This is a genomic window from Chelativorans salis, from assembly GCF_025336525.1.
GTDB classification, from domain to species: Bacteria; Pseudomonadota; Alphaproteobacteria; order Rhizobiales; family Rhizobiaceae; genus Chelativorans; species Chelativorans salis.
On sequence record NZ_JAOCZP010000004.1, the window covers coordinates 505,966 to 522,346 of the forward strand.

Consider the following 16,381-nt stretch of genomic DNA (forward strand, 5'->3'; position numbering starts at 1 on the left):
CATTGACATTCGCGCGCGGTTTCGCCACCTCACGGGACAACAGGTTGAACACGGGGCAGGTCCGATGACCGCCGAAGCCATTTCCGGGTACTTCTCTTCCCCCTTCCCGCGCCGGGGTTCCGTCGGCGTCGATGTCGGCGGCGTGTCGGTCGGCGGCGATGCCCCCGTGGTCGTGCAATCTATGACCAACACAGACACGGCGGACGTGGATGCCACGGTGGCGCAGGTTGCAGCGCTACACCGCGCGGGCTCGGAGATCGTGCGCGTCACGGTGGACCGCGACGAGGCCGCCGCCGCCGTGCCGCGGATTCGCGAGCGGCTGGAGCGGCTCGGCCATGACGTGCCGCTGGTCGGCGATTTCCATTACATCGGCCACAAGCTTCTGGCCGATCATCCCGCCTGCGCCGAGGCGCTGGCGAAATACCGCATCAACCCCGGCAATGTCGGCTTCAAGGAGAAACGCGATCGCCAGTTCGCGGCAATCGTCGAGACGGCGATCCGTTACGACAAGCCGGTCAGGATCGGCGTCAACTGGGGCTCTCTCGACCAGGAGCTTCTGACGCGCCTCATGGACGAGAATCAGGCCAATGGCTCGCCGCTCACCGCCCAGGAGGTAACCCGCGAGGCCATCGTGCAGTCCGCGCTCCTTTCGGCGGAACTGGCGGAGGAGATCGGCCTGCCGAGAAGCCGCATCATTCTGTCGGCCAAGGTCAGCCAGGTGCAGGACCTGGTTGCCGTCTACACCGAATTGGCAAAGCGCTCCGACCATGCGCTGCATCTCGGCCTCACTGAGGCCGGCATGGGCACCAAGGGCATCGTCGCCTCCTCGGCGGCCATGGGCATCCTCCTGCAGCAGGGTATCGGCGACACGATCCGCATATCTCTCACGCCGGAGCCCGGCGGCGACCGCACGCGCGAGGTGCGGGTGGCGCAGGAGCTCCTGCAGACCATGGGCTTTCGTCAGTTCGTGCCTGTGGTGGCGGCATGCCCCGGCTGCGGGCGCACCACCTCCACCGTGTTTCAGGAGTTGGCACAGAAGATTGAAGCGGACATCCGCAGGAACATGCCGGTGTGGCGGGGAAAATATCCCGGCGTCGAGGCGCTACAGGTTGCTGTCATGGGCTGCATCGTCAACGGCCCCGGCGAATCCAAGCACGCCGACATCGGCATATCGCTGCCGGGAACCGGCGAGACGCCCGCCGCCCCCGTCTTCATTGACGGAAAGAAAGCCGCTACGCTGCGCGGGCCGACCATCGCTGCTGATTTCGAGAAGATGGTGGCCGACTACATCGAGCGCCGCTTCGGGCGGGGTAGCACGGTGGACAAGGAAGCGGCGGAATAGGCGCCGAACACCTCATCCTGGATCGAGCAGGTGCGGGCCAGGACCGGCTTCGCCGAGTTCGTCGTACGGATTGCGTAGCGGGCAGGTCTCGACGGAGAGGCAGCCGCAGCCGATGCACTCGTCGAGACTGTCGCGCAGTTGTGTGAGCTTCCGGATACGGGCGTCGAGATCGGCGCGCCAATGCTCCGAAAGTTTGCGCCAGTCGGCGGCGTTCGGCGTGCGCGCCTCCGGCAGCGTCTTCAGGGCGTCGCGAATGGTGGCGAGCGGCACGCCCAGCCGCTGCGCCACCTTTATCACCGCAACCCGCCGCAGGACATCTCGGCCGTAGCGGCGCTGGTTCCCGCCGGTGCGGTGGCTGGTAATCAGCCCCTTGGCTTCGTAGAAATGCAATGCCGAGACAGCGACGCCGCTGCGCCGCGCCACTTCCCCGACGCTGAGTTCGCGTCGCGGGCGTCGCGCATCATGCCCCATTCGGCAGCTCCCTTGAAATAAACCTCAAGTACACTTGAGAGCGAATCGCCAGCCGGTCAAGGTAGGCGGGCGAAAACACATGCTCCCGCACACCAAAGCCGCCATCTTCACCATCGTTAATCGCCGCTTAAGCGGTATGCTCGATCTTGAGGCAAACGGGGAAGCGGATTGGGGCACCGTCTATGTCAACTGTGGTAACGCGTCGTTATATGCGCGGGCGGATGGTCGCCGTGCTGGTCGGGTTCGTTGTGGCCGTCATCCTGGGCACCGGTGTGGTGCTGTGGCAGATGGAGCAGGCCAAGAATCAGGTTCGATTCGGCGCGCTGCTGGACTATATGGCCGACGCCACGGGGGACGTCCTCTACAACGCCCTGCGGCTGGAGCACGCAAGCCTGCATCTCGAACCCGGGCACAAAGCCCATGCCGGAAGCGACCACCAGCATGGCCCCCAGCTGCCGGCTGGAACGTCCCACGAAGTCCACGATCTGGAACTCGTGCAGATGGTGAAGGCGGATCTGGGCGCGGCGCTGGCACGGCTGGAAAGGGGCTATACCGCAATGGAGATGGCCGCCAGCGGCGATATCGCCATGCTGGAAAGCCGCCGCATTACTATTAATGACGGTACCGGCCTCGGCGGAGGAGAGCAGGTCGATCCCCTCATCGACGGAATTGCGGGGAGTGCCGTTCCCGGATCCGTTCGCAGGGTCTGGGATGGCGGACAAGACAATGCCTCGCTGAAGCGCGAGCTCGAAAGCGTGATGACGCTGGCAAACCGGCTGGATATCTTCCACGACTACTCCGTCCCCGCCGCGCGCCGAGTCTTCTCCGAGCTGCAGGTGCTGGCCAATCAGAAGGTAAGGCCGCACATCAACGCCGTCTCCAAGGCGCTGCACGAAGAAACGGTCTCGACATACAGTGCGCTCGAATTCACCCTCGTGATCGCTGCCTTCTCGATCGTCCTGGCGACGCTGCTGATCGGCGCGCGCGTCTTCCTTCCCATGATCCGGCGTATCCACGATGCGCATCAGGAACTGCACGATGCCAACGTATCGCTTGCGGCTGAAAAGATGCGCGCGCAATCGGCCGACAGGACGAAGTCCGAGTTCCTGGCCAATATGAGCCACGAGATCAGGACGCCGATGAACGGCGTCATGGGCATGGCGGAGCTGCTCGCGCGGACCGAGCTCGACCAGCGCCAGTCCATGTTCGTGGATGTCATCGTCAAGTCGGGTGCAGCGCTTCTGACCATCATCAACGACATCCTCGACTTCTCCAAGATCGATGCCGGGCAATTGACCCTGGAGCCGGCATCTTTCCGCCTTGGCGAGGCAATCGAGGACGTGGCGACACTGGTTTCGCCGCGCGTCGCCGAAAAGGATCTGGAGCTGATCGTGCGCATCGATCCCGCGCTTCCGCTCTCCTTCGTCGGCGACATGGGCCGCTTCCGCCAGATCGCCACGAATCTTGTCGGCAACGCGGTGAAGTTCACCGAGCGCGGCCACGTTCTGGTGGACGTCTCGGGCACCGTAAAGGGCGAGAAGGCCGAGATCACCGTGCGGGTGGAGGACACCGGCCCCGGCATTCCCGAGGACAAGCTCCAGACGGTGTTCGAGAAGTTCGCCCAGGTCGATTCCTCCTCCACCCGCCGGCATGAGGGCACCGGCCTCGGCCTGGCGATAGCCTCGCGCCTGGTCGACCTGATGGGCGGCACCATGGGCGTTGACAGCACACCGGCCAAAGGGTCCGTCTTCTGGTTCACCCTCACGCTCGACATCGACCACACCGACGCCAAGCTGCGCCCGATCCCCATCGATGTTTCCGGCGCTCGGGTGCTGGCCATCGACGACAATCCCATCAACCGCGACATCCTTATGGAGCAGATGAAAAGCTGGGGCTTTGACTGCGCGGCCGTCGAAAGCGGTGAGCTGGGTCTTGCCTTCCTGCGCCGCTCGACCGAGCTCGGCGCCGGCGTGGACTGCATCATCCTCGACTACCAGATGCCGGAGATGAACGGCGCCGACGTGGCCCACCGGCTCAAGGCGGATCCGGCGAGCGCGGCCATTCCGATCGTGCTTCTGACCTCCGTCGACCAGGCTGAAACCGGCCGGCTGGTGGCCGAAGGTCATATCGCCGCGCAATTGAACAAGCCAGCCCGCTCGTCAGCACTCCTGGAGACCATCGTCGCGGCAATGCAGGCCGCCCAGGCAGGCGAGCCGGGCATGGCGCCGCCGCGCCACGTCCCCCGGCCGCGCCTGGTCAGTACTGTTGAGCCGGCAGCACGACCGCAGCGGACGGAACGGCCTTCGTTGGCACCGCTCGACGTGCTGGTCGCCGAGGACAACGAGGTGAACCAGCTCGTCTTCAGCCAGGTGCTCGACCAGCTCGGCCTCACCTACCGCATCGCCAGCAACGGCAAGACGGCGGTGAAGATGCATCGCGCCCTGCAGCCGCGCATCGTACTGATGGACGTCTCCATGCCGGAGATGAACGGCCTGGAGGCGACGGCGGCGATCCGCGAGGCGGAGAGCGGGCTGGACCGCCGCACGCCGATTATCGGCATCACTGCGCACGCGCTGACTGGCGACCGCGAGAAGTGTCTCGAGGCGGGCATGGACGATTACCTGTCGAAGCCGATCTCGCCGCAGAAGCTTTCGGCCAAGATCGAGCAATGGCGGGACCAGGGGGAAGAGGTGGCGGCGTCGGCCTGAAGGCCGTAATTTGACCATAGACGGCAGCGAGGTCTCCCCTGCTTTCGAGGCAGGAGATTCGCAATGCGGAAGTTTCTGATCGGCCTCTTCGCCGTCGCGGCCGCCGTCTATCTCTGGAACGCGTCCTGGCTGGCGGCACGGCCGGCAGATCCTGCGGTGAAGCTGATCGCCCACCGTGGCGTGCATCAGACTTTCGACCGGGCGGGCGTCGAGAAGGACACCTGCACGGCGACGCGCATCTTTCCGCCGGAGCACGACTTTATCGAAAACACCGTGCCCTCCATGCGGGCGGCGTTCGAGGCTGGGGCGGATGTGGTGGAGATCGACGTGCACCCGACCACCGACGGCAAGTTCGCGGTAATCCACGACTGGACGCTCGATTGCCGGACCGATGGTGCCGGCGTGACGCGCGAGCACGACATGGCTTTCCTGAAGACGCTCGACATCGGCTACGGCTATACGGCCGACGGCGGCGCCACCCATCCCCTGCGCGGCAAGGGTATCGGCCTAATGCCGTCGCTCGACGAGGTCTTCGAGGCCTTCCCCGACGGGCGGTTCCTGATCAACTACAAGAGCCGCGAGGCGCGCGAGGGCGACATGCTGGCGGCGATGCTCGCCGACCGGCCCGACTGGCGCGGACGTGTGTGGGGCGTCTATGGTGGCGATGCGCCGACGGACCGTGCGGCGACGCTGGTCGACGGCCTCAAGGGGTTCGGTTCACGCGCCGTAAAGGACTGCCTTGTGCGCTATCTGGCGTTCGGCTGGACGGGCCACGTGCCGGAAGCCTGCCGCAACACCTATGTGATGGTGCCGATCAACTACGCCTGGTTGATGTGGGGCTGGCCCGACCGCTTCCATGCACGCATGGCGGCGAACGGCAGCGAGATCATTCTGCTCGGCCCCTATTCGGGCGGGGACACGGGGACGTCCGGTATCGACACGCCCGAGGATCTCGCGCGGGTGCCAGCGCATTTCGACGGCTATGTGTGGACCAACCGCATCGAGACGATCGGCCCCATGCTGAAGGCCGACTGAGGCCGCGCCGACGGCCGTCTACACCCATTCCTGGATTACATGATCACTGGCGTGGATGCACACCACGTCGAGCCTGCCGTCGCCGACATTCTTGAAGCCGTGCGGAACACCGGCTTCCACCACCAGGATATCGCCGGCCCCGGCCCTCGTCTTTTTGCCGTCGACGTTGAATTCCGCCTGGCCGGCGCGGATGATCCAGGTCTCCGGATAGGGGTGGACGTGCAGGTCCGGTCCTTGGCCGGGATCATTGTCGACGGCGAAGAAGGAGACGTCGGTGCCGTAGGAACGGCCTTCGAACTTGATCGTGCGGCTGGCGCTTTGCGGCCGGTCCGCGTGGCGGAGAACGTGGAACATCACTGGTCCTTTCTCACATATTTATCTTCTCGCAAAGATACTTTCGCTTATCTTCATGTCAAGATAAAAATATGCTAGACTTGGAACATGACTGCGAACCCCAAAGGCTCCCGCGATCATGTCGACCGTCTGCGTGACCAGTGGGCGCGTGAAGTGCCCGACCTCGATACCTTTCCGATGGCGGTGCTCGGCCGGATATACCGCATCTCCAATCTCGTCCGTCCCAGCATCGAGGGGACCTTCGCCGGTTTCGGGCTGGACCGCGGTGAGTTCGACGTTATCGCAACGCTGCGCCGCTCCGGGCCTCCCTACCGGCTGACGCCAACCGAGCTTTACACGTCGCTGATGATCTCCTCCGGAGGGCTCACCCACCGTCTCGTGCGGCTGGAGAAGGCCGGCCTCATCCACCGCGAGCCCTCGCCGGAGGATGGCCGCAGCACCATAGTCGAACTGACGGCGGAAGGCCGGGCGCGCACCGAGAAGGCCTTCCGCGCCGACATGGCGGACGAGGCGGATTTTCTGGCAGGGCTGATGCCCGCCGAGCGCCAGGCGCTGGAGGGGCTGTTACGCCGGCTGCATCTGGAGATCGAAAAGCGTCTCTCGCGTGACGATTGAAGCCCTTTTCCTCCTCCCTTTGCAGGCTGGGCTTCGCCGATACCCACACGCCATCGCCCTGAAGGAAGTGCGTCTCAGCGCTCCCGCTCGGCGACGAAGCGCGCTGTCTGACGCAGCACGGCGGCCTTTTCGCCGAAGGGCTCCAGCAGCTCCTCGGCTTGCGCGACGAGGCCGGAAAGCTGCCGGCGGGCCCAGTCCTCGCCGTGGAGGCCTGCCAGCGTCGCCTTGCCGGCCGCCGCATCCTTGCCCGTGGCTTTGCCCATGACCTCGATGCTCGCCGTCAGGTCCAGAAGGTCGTCGGCGAGCTGGAAGGCGAGGCCGACGGCGGCGCCGAAGGCGGAGAGCCGCTCGTGCTCTGACCCGTTCGCACCGCCGATCACCGCGCCCGCCTCACAGGCAAAGCGGATGAGGGCGCCGGTCTTCATCGCCTGGAGCTCGACGATGCCTTCCTCGCCAGGCGGCTCGCGCTCGGCGGCAAGGTCGAGTGCTTGGCCGCCGGCCATGCCGCCGGCACCGGCCGCCCGCGCTAGCCGCGCCACGAGGTCGAGCTTGGTCGTGGCGGGCAGCTCCGTCTCCTCGCTGGCGATGATGTCGAAGGCATAGGTCAACAGGCTGTCACCGGCAAGGACCGCCGTCGCCTCGTCAAAGGCGCGATGCACCGTCGGTTGCCCGCGGCGCAGGTCGTCGTTATCCATGGCCGGCAGGTCGTCGTGGACCAGCGAATAGCAGTGCACGCACTCAAGCGCGGCCGCCACCCGCAGCGCTGCCTCGCCCCCGGCGTCGAAGAGGTGGGCGCTCTCGACGAGCAGGAAGGGCCTCAGCCTTTTGCCGCCATTCAGCACGCCGTGCCGCATGGCCGCCATCAGGCGTGCCGGCCGCACGATCTCGCCCTCGCGCGGGCGCGTGTCGAGCAGGCGGCGCAGCATGGCCTCCACGGCTTCGGCGTTCAGCGCCAGCAGAGCTTCGAAGGGTGGTGTCGCGTCTTCCATGGCGCGAGCGATGGCCTTATTCGCCGCGACGGTCAAGGGTAGGGCGCCCATTCCCCGTTGCCAGCCACATTCATGGCCGGTATTCGGAGGCGGGAAGCCGATTGGGAGAAGAACTTGGCGGCGCCGATGGTGAAAGGGGAAAGACGGCCGGCTGGCGGGAGCCGGCGGAAGCGGTCGCGCGAGCGCCGGTGGGGCAGGGCATGGCTGCGCCGGCTCGTCGCCGTTCTCGTCATCCTCGCGCTGCTGCCGTTCGGCCTGACGCTCCTTTATCGCATTTCGTGGGTGCAGCCGGTGTCGACCCTCATGCTGGCCGACCTGGCGACACTGCAGGGCTATGACCGCCGCTGGGTGCCGCTCGAGGATATGGGGACCGCCGTCCCTTACGCCGTCATGATGTCGGAGGACGGGCAGTTCTGCGCCCATTCCGGTGTCGACTGGGGAGCGCTCAACACGGTCGTCAGCGATGCGTTTTCCGGCGAGCGCCCGCGCGGAGCCTCGACGATCCCCATGCAGACGGTGAAGAACCTTTTCCTCTGGCCCGGCCGCTCTTATGTGCGCAAGGTCATGGAGGCGCCGCTGGCGCTCTATTTCGACGCGGTGGTGCCGAAGCGGCGCATCATGGAGATCTATCTCAACATCGCCGAATGGGGGCCGAACGTCTACGGCGTGGAGGCAGCGGCCCAATACCATTTCGGCCGCCCGGCCACGGATCTGTCGGCGCGGCAGGCCGCACTCCTGGCGGTCACTCTGCCCAATCCGGTCGGGCGCAACCCGGCAAGCCCATCGGCGGGGCTGGGCCGGCTTGCCTCCATCATCGAAAGGCGCGCTTACAGGGCCGGCGCCTATGTCGGCTGCCTCGACTGAGCGCGGCGGAGAGGCATGGCATGGTGAAACGCGGCTCCTCCATCGGCTTCTTCGGCATTTTCGGGCGCTCGGAGGACATGCGCCGGCTGGACGAGGCGCTGCGGCGGGCGGGCCTCCACCCCGCCCAGGTGCCCGAGGGCGTGAAACTTGCGGCCGTCGGCCTCATGGCTGGCGAGGAGATGCAGGAGCCGCCGCCCACAGCCTACCCTTCCGTGGGTGAGCTGATGGCCTTCTGTGCGCTCGGTGCCGACCTTTTCGCCCACGAAAACGGCGAGGCGCGCCTCGCCGCCGCCACGCGGCGCGTGGAGGCAGCTCTGGAGGCGGGCGAGGGCCGGGATGCCGAGATCATCCTTCTCATGCTGCACGCGAAGCTCATCCATCCGGCGCTTGGCGACCACTACGACATACGCGCCGAGAGCGAGGATTGAGCCGCTTTGCGCGAAGCCGGCGCAAAAAATCGCGCGCCCCACTGGCCAAAGCGCCGATTGCCGTGTATAGGCGGCGCGAATTCCAAATTGCACGGCCGCATTGCAAGGCCCCTGGACGAGTGGGGCCACAAGGGCGGTTGGCCGAATAGCGGAGAGTACAATGGCTGTACCTAAAAGAAAGACGTCGCCGTCGAAGCGGGGCATGCGCCGCGCGGCCGATGCGCTCAAGAAGCCGGCCTATATCGAGGACAAGGATTCGGGCGAGCTGCGCCGCCCGCATCACATAGACCTGAAGACGGGCATGTATCGTGGCCGTCAGGTACTGGAACCGAAAGAAGCGTAAGCTTTTCGGATCTCAGGCAACATGCGGAAGGGCCGGCCTAGCGCCGGCCTTTCCCTTTTTTGGCCTTCCTCCCCCCTTGCGGGGGAGGTGCCGAGCGAAGCGAGGCGGAGGGGGCGACGCGCCGGGCGCCGCCGTCTCCAATTGAGTGCCGATACCTATGGTGCGATCTAAGCGGAGCTACGGCCGATACTTTGAAATGCCGGCACGCGGGCGCGGCCACCCCCACCCGATCCTGCTGGCAAGCCGGCAGGGCCACCCTCCCCGCAAGGGGGAGGGAAGGGCGCTTAATCCTTCGACATCGAGTCAATCTTGCGCTGCATGGCCGCCACCTGCTCGCGCAGATCCTTCAGGTCATTCGCTTCACCGGTTTCCTCGCGCAACCCGTTGTTGGAGCCGGCGGATGGCGCCGGCGAGAACATGCGCATGGCCTGCTGGAACATCTCCATATTGCGCCGTGTCTGCTCCTCGATCACCTTCATGGGCGCGTTCATCTGCATCATGTCGCCCATCGGCGTCTTGCCGAAGGCTTGCGTCATCTGCTCGCGCAGGCGCTCCTGCTCCTTGGCGAAGGCCAGCATGGACTGCTCCAGGAAGCTCGGCACCACCATCTGCATCTGATCGCCGTAAAACGAGATAAGCTGGCGCAGGAAGGAGATGGGCAGCATGTTCTGCCCGTTCTTGTCGTTCTCCAGCTCAAAGATGATCTGGGTCAGAACCGAATGGGTGATGTCATCGCCCGTCTTGGCATCCTGCACCACGAAATCCTCGTCGCGCTTGACCATCTCGGCCAGGTCCTCCAGCGTCACGTAAGTGCTGGTGCCGGTGTTGTAGAGGCGGCGGTTGGCATATTTCTTGATAACCACCGGATCGTCTTTTCCAGGCATTCGCAGACCTCCCCCTGCGTAATTTCACAGCGGGTCCTCACGGTCCCGCTTGCAAGCAGGATATGCGAAAGAGCGCGGCAATTGAAAGCGGTTTTCGCTGCAAGCGCGAACGCGGTTTCGCGCTTGCCGCATTTTCGCCGGCCCCAGAGCCAGCGTGCGCTTGACGCGCTGCGGAATGAACGCGACAAAAGCAGATATACCGTAGTCACCATCCAGTAGGGAGTGAGCCATGCCGTCTTCCAACGCCATCGTCGTCGCCAGCGCGGCGCGCACGCCCGTAGGTTCCTTCAGCGGGTCTTTCGCCCAGACGCCGGCGCACGAACTCGGCGCCGTGGTCATCCGCTCCCTTCTTGAGCGCGCGAAGGTGGAGGGAGGGGAAGTCGATGAGGTCATCCTCGGCCAGGTGCTGACGGCCGGCCAGGGCCAGAACCCGGCGCGCCAGGCCTCGGTCGCCGCCGGCCTGCCCAAGGAGACGACGGCCTGGGGCATCAACCAGGTGTGCGGCTCCGGCCTCAGGGCGGTTGCCATCGGCATGCAGCAGATCGCCTGCGGCGACGCGAGCGTCATCGTCGCCGGCGGTCAGGAGTCCATGTCGCTGTCGCCGCACTGCGCGCACCTGCGCGGCGGCGTGAAGATGGGCGACTACGCCATGATCGACACGATGATACGCGACGGCCTGTGGGACGCCTTCAACGGCTATCACATGGGGATCACCGCGGAGAACGTCGCCCGCGCTTTCCAGATCACTCGTGAAGAGCAGGATCAATTCGCGCTCGCCTCGCAGAACAAGGCCGAGGCCGCCCAGAAGGCGGGCCGGTTCAAGGATGAGATCGCGGCCGTCACCGTCAAGACTCGCAAGGGCGATATCATCGTCGAGGACGACGAGTATATCCGCCATGGCGCCACGCTCGAGAACATGCAGAAGCTGCGCCCCGCCTTCGACAAGGAAGGCACGGTGACCGCCGCCAACGCCTCCGGCATCAATGACGGCGCAGCCGGCGTCATCCTGATGAGCGAGGAGGAGGCCGCCCGCCGCGGCGTCGAGCCCCTGGCACGCATCGCCTCCTGGGCGACCGCTGGCGTCGACCCTGCCGTAATGGGCACCGGCCCCATCCCCGCTTCCCGTCGAGCGCTGGAGAAGGCCGGCTGGAAGCCCGAGGACCTCGACCTCGTGGAGGCCAACGAGGCCTTCGCCGCGCAGGCTTGCGCGGTCAACAAGGACATGGGCTGGAACCCGGAGATCGTCAACGTCAATGGCGGCGCCATCGCCATCGGCCACCCCATCGGCGCCTCCGGCGCCCGCGTACTCAACACGCTGCTCTACGAGATGCGCCGCCGCGGCGCGAAAAAGGGACTTGCCACGCTGTGCATCGGAGGAGGCATGGGTGTGGCGATGTGTGTGGAGCGGTAAAGGCAGGGGAGTAGGGGGTAAAGCGGCACTGCTCCCTGCTTACTATTTCACTGATGATTAAGGGAGGAGACACATGTCCAGAACGGCGATCGTGACCGGCGGCACGCGAGGCATCGGTGCGGCCATTTCGGTGGGACTGAAGGAAGCCGGCTATAACGTCGCAGCAAACTATGCCGGCAACGAGGCGGCGGCGCAGCGCTTTACCGAGGAGACGGGCATTCCCGCTTTTCGCTGGTCCGTGGCCGATTACGAAGCGTGCGCGGCCGGCATCGCCCAGGTGGAGGCGGAGCTGGGGCCTATCGACGTGCTGGTCAACAACGCCGGCATCACCCGGGACGCCATGTTCCACAAGATGACGCCCGAGCAATGGCGCGAGGTCATCGACACCAATCTTTCCGGCGCCTTCAATATGACGCACCCTCTTTGGTCCGGCATGCGCGAGCGTGGCTTCGGCCGCATCATCACCATCTCCTCCATCAACGGCCAGAAGGGCCAAATGGGACAGGCCAACTATTCGGCCGCCAAGGCCGGCGACCTCGGCTTCACCAAGGCTCTGGCCCAGGAGGGCGCGCGCGCCGGCATCACCGTCAACGCCGTCTGCCCCGGCTATATCGCCACCGATATGGTGATGGCCGTGCCGGAGGCGGTGCGCGAGAAGATCATCGCCCAGATTCCCGTTGGCCGGCTGGGCGAGGCGGCGGAGATCGCCCGCTGCGTCGTCTTCCTCGCCTCCGAAGAGGCCGGCTTCATCACCGGCTCGACGCTGACAGCCAACGGCGGGCAGTACATCGCGTGAAATTGCGCATGTGCCCCAGAGCGAGACAAAGTTATTAACAGCCCCACAGGCGCACCTGTGGGAATCCTGTGGAGCGTCGGTCGACAAGCTGTGGAAGACACAACATCTTGTGTGGAACAAAAAGGGAATATACTCCGAACACTGATTCGTCGCCGATTCGTTCCGGGTTTGGCCGGAACGTTAACGCCGAACCTCCCGGAAGGTGCGGAGCCTTTAACGAAAGCCTAGGAAACCTTAATGAAATCTGAAGCTTGGCCATGGCACCCCGGTGCCGTGTTCATGTTGGGGGACAAAAGTTAACGCGCGGCAGCGGAATCGGTAGTGAGCGTCGGAACACCGATTCATGATGTGGCTATAAGTGATACTGTGACCACCATATATTGTGGTGCACAAACAGGGAACACGGACAGGTCAGTGATTCGTCGCTGATTCGTTCCAGACTCGTTCCAAAGATTAACCCGGAAGCGTTTTTTGCCTTTTGTTCCTCCCGACACTTCCTATATGTCTGCGGCGGTAGTGGGGGTTTTGCGCTTCCGCACCACGCATGCGAGATCAGGCTGCGGATGAATATTCAGCCAAAGTACAGCGAACCTGCCGTCCTCGACGGACGCGGCGTGACGGCGGTTCTGGGACCCACCAACACCGGAAAGACGCATCTGGCCATCGAGCGGATGGTGGCGCACGAGTCCGGCCTCATCGGCCTGCCGCTGCGCCTCCTGGCGCGAGAGGTCTACGGCCGCGTGGCGAGCCGTGTCGGTGAGCAGAACGTGGCGCTGATCACCGGCGAGGAGAAGATCGTGCCGCCCGGCGCGCGCTATTCCGTGTGCACGGTGGAAGCGATGCCGCGCCAGACGGACGCCGCCTTCGTGGCCATCGACGAGGTGCAGCTTGCCGGCGACCTGGAGCGCGGTCACATCTTCACTGACCGCATCCTAAACCTGCGCGGCCGGCAGGAGACCCTGCTTTTGGGGGCGGCCACGATGCGCGGCATCCTGGAGAGGCTCTTGAGAGGCATCTCCGTCGTCACGCGCCCGCGCATGTCGTTGCTCAGCTATGCCGGCTCAAAGAAGATCACGCGCCTGCCGCGCCGCTCCGCCGTCGTCGCGTTCTCGGCCGACGAGGTCTATGCCATCGGCGAGCTCATCCGCCGCCAGCGCGGCGGTGCGGCCATCGTGCTCGGCGCGCTCAGCCCGCGCACGCGCAACGCCCAGGTCGCGCTCTACCAGTCGGGCGATGTCGATTATCTCGTCGCCACTGACGCCATCGGCATGGGGCTCAACCTCGATGTCGACCACGTGGCCTTCGCCCAGAACCGTAAGTTCGACGGTTTTCAGAACCGTGAACTGTCGGCAGCCGAGCTCGCGCAGATTGCCGGCCGCGCCGGGCGCCACGTGCGCGACGGCACCTTCGGCGTCACCGGCCGGGTCGATCCGTTCGCCGATGCCCTGGTCGAGCGCATCGAGACGCACCAGTTCGAGCCAGTGAAGATGCTGCAATGGCGCTCGGCCGACGTCGACCTTGCCAGCATCGATGCGCTGAAAGCTTCGCTCGAGGCCGCGCCGCCGGCCGAAGGCCTGACGCGAGCGCTGCCGGCGGCGGATTTGCGCGTGCTCGATCACCTGTCGAAGGACGACAATATCTGCGCGCTTGCCGCCGGGCGCAAAGAGGTGGCGCTTCTTTGGGATGCATGTGCCTTGCCCGATTACCGCAAGATCGCGCCTGCCCAGCATGCCGAGCTGGTCGGCGCCATCTTTGCCGACCTTTCCCGCACCGGACACGTGGACGAGGATTATCTGGCCGATCAGGTGCGCCGCGCCTCTTCCACCGAGGGCGAAATCGACGCGCTGTCGGCGCGAATCGCTCAGATTCGCACCTGGACCTTCGTTTCTCACCGTCCTGGCTGGTTGTCCGATCCGACACACTGGCAGGAAAAAACGCGCGAGATCGAGGACAGGCTGTCGGATGCCCTGCATGAACGATTGACGAAACGGTTCGTTGACCGCAGGACTTCCGTGCTCATGAAGCGCTTGAGAGAGAACGCAATGCCCGAAGCAGAAATCAGCCCCGCCGGCGACGTCCTGGTGGAAGGCCACCATGTGGGCGAGATGCAGGGATTCCGCTTCACTGCCGACAGAAGCGCGGAGGGCGAGGACGCCCGCGCCGTCAAGACGGCTGCGCAGAAGGCGCTGGCGGCGGAGTTCGAGACCCGTGCTGAGCGTTTTGCCACCGCGCCCAACGGCGACCTGGCGCTCGGCTCCGACGGTATCCTGCGCTGGCTCGGCGCGCCGGTGGCCACATTGGCGGTGGGCGACGACGCCTTGAGGCCGCGCGTGATCCTGCTCGCCGACGAGCAACTCACGGGGCCGGCGCGCGACAAGGTGGCGGCGCGCGCCGAGCGCTTCGTCAATTTCCAGATCGAAAGCCAGCTCAAGCCGCTCCTCGACCTGAAGAACGCCGAGACGCTGACCGGCATCGCCCGTGGGCTCGCCTTCCAGCTGGCAGAGAATTTTGGCCTTTTGAACCGCCGCGACGTGGCTGAGGAGGTGCGCTCGCTCGATCAGGAAGCGCGGGCGGCCTTGAGAAGGCTCGGCGTGCGCTTCGGCGCCTACCACATCTTCGTGCCCGCCCTCGTCAAGCCGGGGCCGGCCGGGCTCTCGACCCTTCTGTGGGCGCTCAAGAACGACGCCAGGGACAAGCCCGGCTACGGGGACGTCGTGGCAGCGCTTGCCGCCGGCCGCACCTCCATCGTCACCGAGCCCGGCTTCGAGCGCGCCTTCTACCGCCTCGCCGGCTTCCGCAATCTCGGCCGCCGGGCCGTGCGCATCGACATCCTGGAGCGGCTGGCCGACCTCATCCGCCCGGCGATCAGCTGGAGACCGGGTACGGGCAAGCGGCCCGAGGGCGCCTATGACAGCGGCGCCTTCGTCGTTACGCCCGCCATGATGTCGATCCTGGGTGCGACCGCCGAGGACATGGAGGCCATCCTCAAGGGGCTCGGCTATCGCGGCGATGCGAAGCCGGCTGAAGAGGTGACGGCAAGGCTCAAAACACTGGACCGCAGCGCCGAGGCCGAGGCGATGGCAAAGGAAGCGGCTGGGGCCCCTGCCGAGGAAAAGCCGGCAACGAGCGAGGAAGAGACTGCCACGGAAAAACCGACCGAGGGCGAGGGAGAGACCAGCTCGCCCAGTTCTGCCGCTGAATTGCAGCCGGCGGATAAGACGGCACCCGCCGAGTCGTCAGTGCCGGATCGCGCTGCCGTTGAGAGCGGGACGGCAGGCTCGCAGCCGGATCGGGCCTCCGAGACTGAAAGCCTTGCCAGTGGCAAGGGCCCTGCGCAGCCCGTGGAGATTGAGGCCGAGACAGGCGAAAAGGCCCATAATGCCAGCCTCGGCGAGGCGTCCGCCGACGCTGCCGGTGCGGAAGCAGAGGAAGCGCCCAAGCCCGTCATCATCTGGCGCCAGGCGCGTACCGAGCGGCGTCACCCGCCGCGTGGCCGCGACAGGCAGGACGGCGACCGTCAGGCGCACGGCAAGGGGGGCCGCCCGCGCTACGCCGACGAAGGCCAGCGCAAGGGGCCGCGGAAGGGTAAGGACAGCCAGCGGAAAGGCCCGCCGAACAGCCGGCCGCCGCGCAGCGACCGCCCGGCGAAGATCGATCCCGACTCGCCCTTCGCCAAACTCGCCGCCCTCAAGGATCAGCTCACCAAGTAGGGACAGCGCCACCCGTGACCGCCGAGGGACGCCAGCGTATCGACAAGTGGCTGTTCTTCGCGCGTGTGGTCAAGTCGCGCTCGCTCGCCGCCAGGCTCGCCCAGGCTGGCCGTGTGCGCGTCAACCGCAACAAGATCGATCAGGCTTCACATATGGTGCGGCCGGGCGACGTGCTGACCATCACGCTCGACCGCCGCATCCTGATCTACCGCATCCTCGACGCCGGTGAGCGGCGTGGTCCAGCGACGGAGGCACGCCTTCTCTTCGAAGACCTCACACCACCTGCGCCGCCGGCGGCAGACCCAGCGCTGCAGCCGCTGCGGGAACGCGGCGCCGGCCGGCCGACGAAGAAGGAAAGGCGAGCGCTCGACGATTGGAAGGGCGAGGAGTGAGCGGCCGGGCGGCCATGTGCGGCCCTCCGCCCGCCGGGA

15 protein-coding genes are annotated in these 16,381 nt (G+C 65.7%); 11 read left to right on the forward strand and 4 right to left on the reverse strand.

What is annotated here, in order from left to right:
- The first annotated feature begins 64 nt into the window (after positions 1-64).
- Positions 65-1,342 carry a flavodoxin-dependent (E)-4-hydroxy-3-methylbut-2-enyl-diphosphate synthase gene (gene ispG / locus N5A92_RS16210; protein ID WP_260904622.1) on the forward strand — a complete coding sequence of 426 codons (1,278 nt, stop codon included), beginning with the start codon at positions 65-67 and terminating at the stop codon, positions 1,340-1,342.
- Positions 1,343-1,354: 12 nt separating this feature from the next.
- Here the strand turns inward: ispG and soxR are convergent, their stop codons facing one another.
- A complete protein-coding gene (gene soxR, locus N5A92_RS16215; RefSeq protein ID WP_260904623.1) occupies positions 1,355-1,813 on the reverse strand; it encodes a redox-sensitive transcriptional activator SoxR in 459 nt (152 codons plus the stop codon).
- Positions 1,814-1,995: 182 nt separating this feature from the next.
- On the opposite strand from soxR, the gene N5A92_RS16220 reads away from it, so the two are divergent.
- Both N5A92_RS16220 and N5A92_RS16225 read left to right on the forward strand, forming a co-directional pair.
- A complete protein-coding gene (locus N5A92_RS16220; RefSeq protein ID WP_260904625.1) occupies positions 1,996-4,521 on the forward strand; it encodes a hybrid sensor histidine kinase/response regulator in 2,526 nt (841 codons plus the stop codon).
- A gap of 63 nt (positions 4,522-4,584) precedes the next feature.
- Entirely contained in the window at positions 4,585-5,556 is a 972-nt protein-coding gene (locus N5A92_RS16225) for a glycerophosphodiester phosphodiesterase family protein (protein ID WP_260904627.1), read from the forward strand.
- Between the two features lie 18 nt (positions 5,557-5,574).
- Here the strand turns inward: N5A92_RS16225 and N5A92_RS16230 are convergent, their stop codons facing one another.
- Positions 5,575-5,910 carry a cupin domain-containing protein gene (locus tag N5A92_RS16230; RefSeq protein WP_260904628.1) on the reverse strand — a complete coding sequence of 112 codons (336 nt, stop codon included), beginning with the start codon at positions 5,908-5,910 and terminating at the stop codon, positions 5,575-5,577.
- 87 nt (positions 5,911-5,997) lie between these two features.
- Here N5A92_RS16230 and N5A92_RS16235 point away from each other — a divergent pair, with 87 nt between their 5' ends.
- Positions 5,998-6,525, forward strand: a complete 528-nt coding sequence (locus N5A92_RS16235) for a MarR family winged helix-turn-helix transcriptional regulator (protein WP_260904629.1) — start codon at positions 5,998-6,000, stop codon at positions 6,523-6,525.
- Positions 6,526-6,599: 74 nt separating this feature from the next.
- Here the strand turns inward: N5A92_RS16235 and N5A92_RS16240 are convergent, their stop codons facing one another.
- Positions 6,600-7,514 carry a polyprenyl synthetase family protein gene (locus N5A92_RS16240; protein ID WP_260904720.1) on the reverse strand — a complete coding sequence of 305 codons (915 nt, stop codon included), beginning with the start codon at positions 7,512-7,514 and terminating at the stop codon, positions 6,600-6,602.
- A gap of 126 nt (positions 7,515-7,640) precedes the next feature.
- Between N5A92_RS16240 and mtgA the strand changes: the two genes are divergently transcribed.
- From mtgA to rpmF, 3 genes are all read left to right on the forward strand, one after another.
- Complete coding sequence (gene mtgA, locus N5A92_RS16245) at positions 7,641-8,378, forward strand: monofunctional biosynthetic peptidoglycan transglycosylase (RefSeq protein WP_260904721.1); 738 nt, start codon at positions 7,641-7,643, stop codon at positions 8,376-8,378.
- A gap of 20 nt (positions 8,379-8,398) precedes the next feature.
- Complete coding sequence (locus N5A92_RS16250; RefSeq protein WP_260904631.1) at positions 8,399-8,806, forward strand: hypothetical protein; 408 nt, start codon at positions 8,399-8,401, stop codon at positions 8,804-8,806.
- Between the two features lie 160 nt (positions 8,807-8,966).
- Positions 8,967-9,149 (forward strand): 50S ribosomal protein L32, encoded by a 183-nt coding sequence (gene rpmF, locus N5A92_RS16255; RefSeq protein WP_260904632.1) that lies wholly within the window; start codon positions 8,967-8,969, stop codon positions 9,147-9,149.
- 284 nt (positions 9,150-9,433) lie between these two features.
- Here the strand turns inward: rpmF and phaR are convergent, their stop codons facing one another.
- Positions 9,434-10,033 carry a polyhydroxyalkanoate synthesis repressor PhaR gene (gene phaR, locus N5A92_RS16260; protein ID WP_260904633.1) on the reverse strand — a complete coding sequence of 200 codons (600 nt, stop codon included), beginning with the start codon at positions 10,031-10,033 and terminating at the stop codon, positions 9,434-9,436.
- Positions 10,034-10,262: 229 nt separating this feature from the next.
- On the opposite strand from phaR, the gene N5A92_RS16265 reads away from it, so the two are divergent.
- From N5A92_RS16265 to N5A92_RS16280, 4 genes are all read left to right on the forward strand, one after another.
- Positions 10,263-11,444: an acetyl-CoA C-acetyltransferase gene (locus N5A92_RS16265; protein ID WP_260904635.1), complete on the forward strand. Its 1,182-nt coding sequence runs from the start codon at positions 10,263-10,265 to the stop codon at positions 11,442-11,444.
- Positions 11,445-11,517: 73 nt separating this feature from the next.
- On the forward strand, positions 11,518-12,240 hold the full coding sequence (phbB, locus tag N5A92_RS16270) for an acetoacetyl-CoA reductase (protein WP_260904637.1): 723 nt from the start codon (positions 11,518-11,520) through the stop codon (positions 12,238-12,240).
- Positions 12,241-12,803: 563 nt separating this feature from the next.
- Positions 12,804-15,950, forward strand: coding sequence for a helicase-related protein (locus N5A92_RS16275; protein ID WP_260904639.1), 3,147 nt, complete (start codon positions 12,804-12,806; stop codon positions 15,948-15,950).
- 14 nt (positions 15,951-15,964) lie between these two features.
- Positions 15,965-16,342 carry an RNA-binding S4 domain-containing protein gene (locus tag N5A92_RS16280; RefSeq protein ID WP_260904641.1) on the forward strand — a complete coding sequence of 126 codons (378 nt, stop codon included), beginning with the start codon at positions 15,965-15,967 and terminating at the stop codon, positions 16,340-16,342.
- The last annotated feature ends 39 nt before the right edge of the window (positions 16,343-16,381 follow it).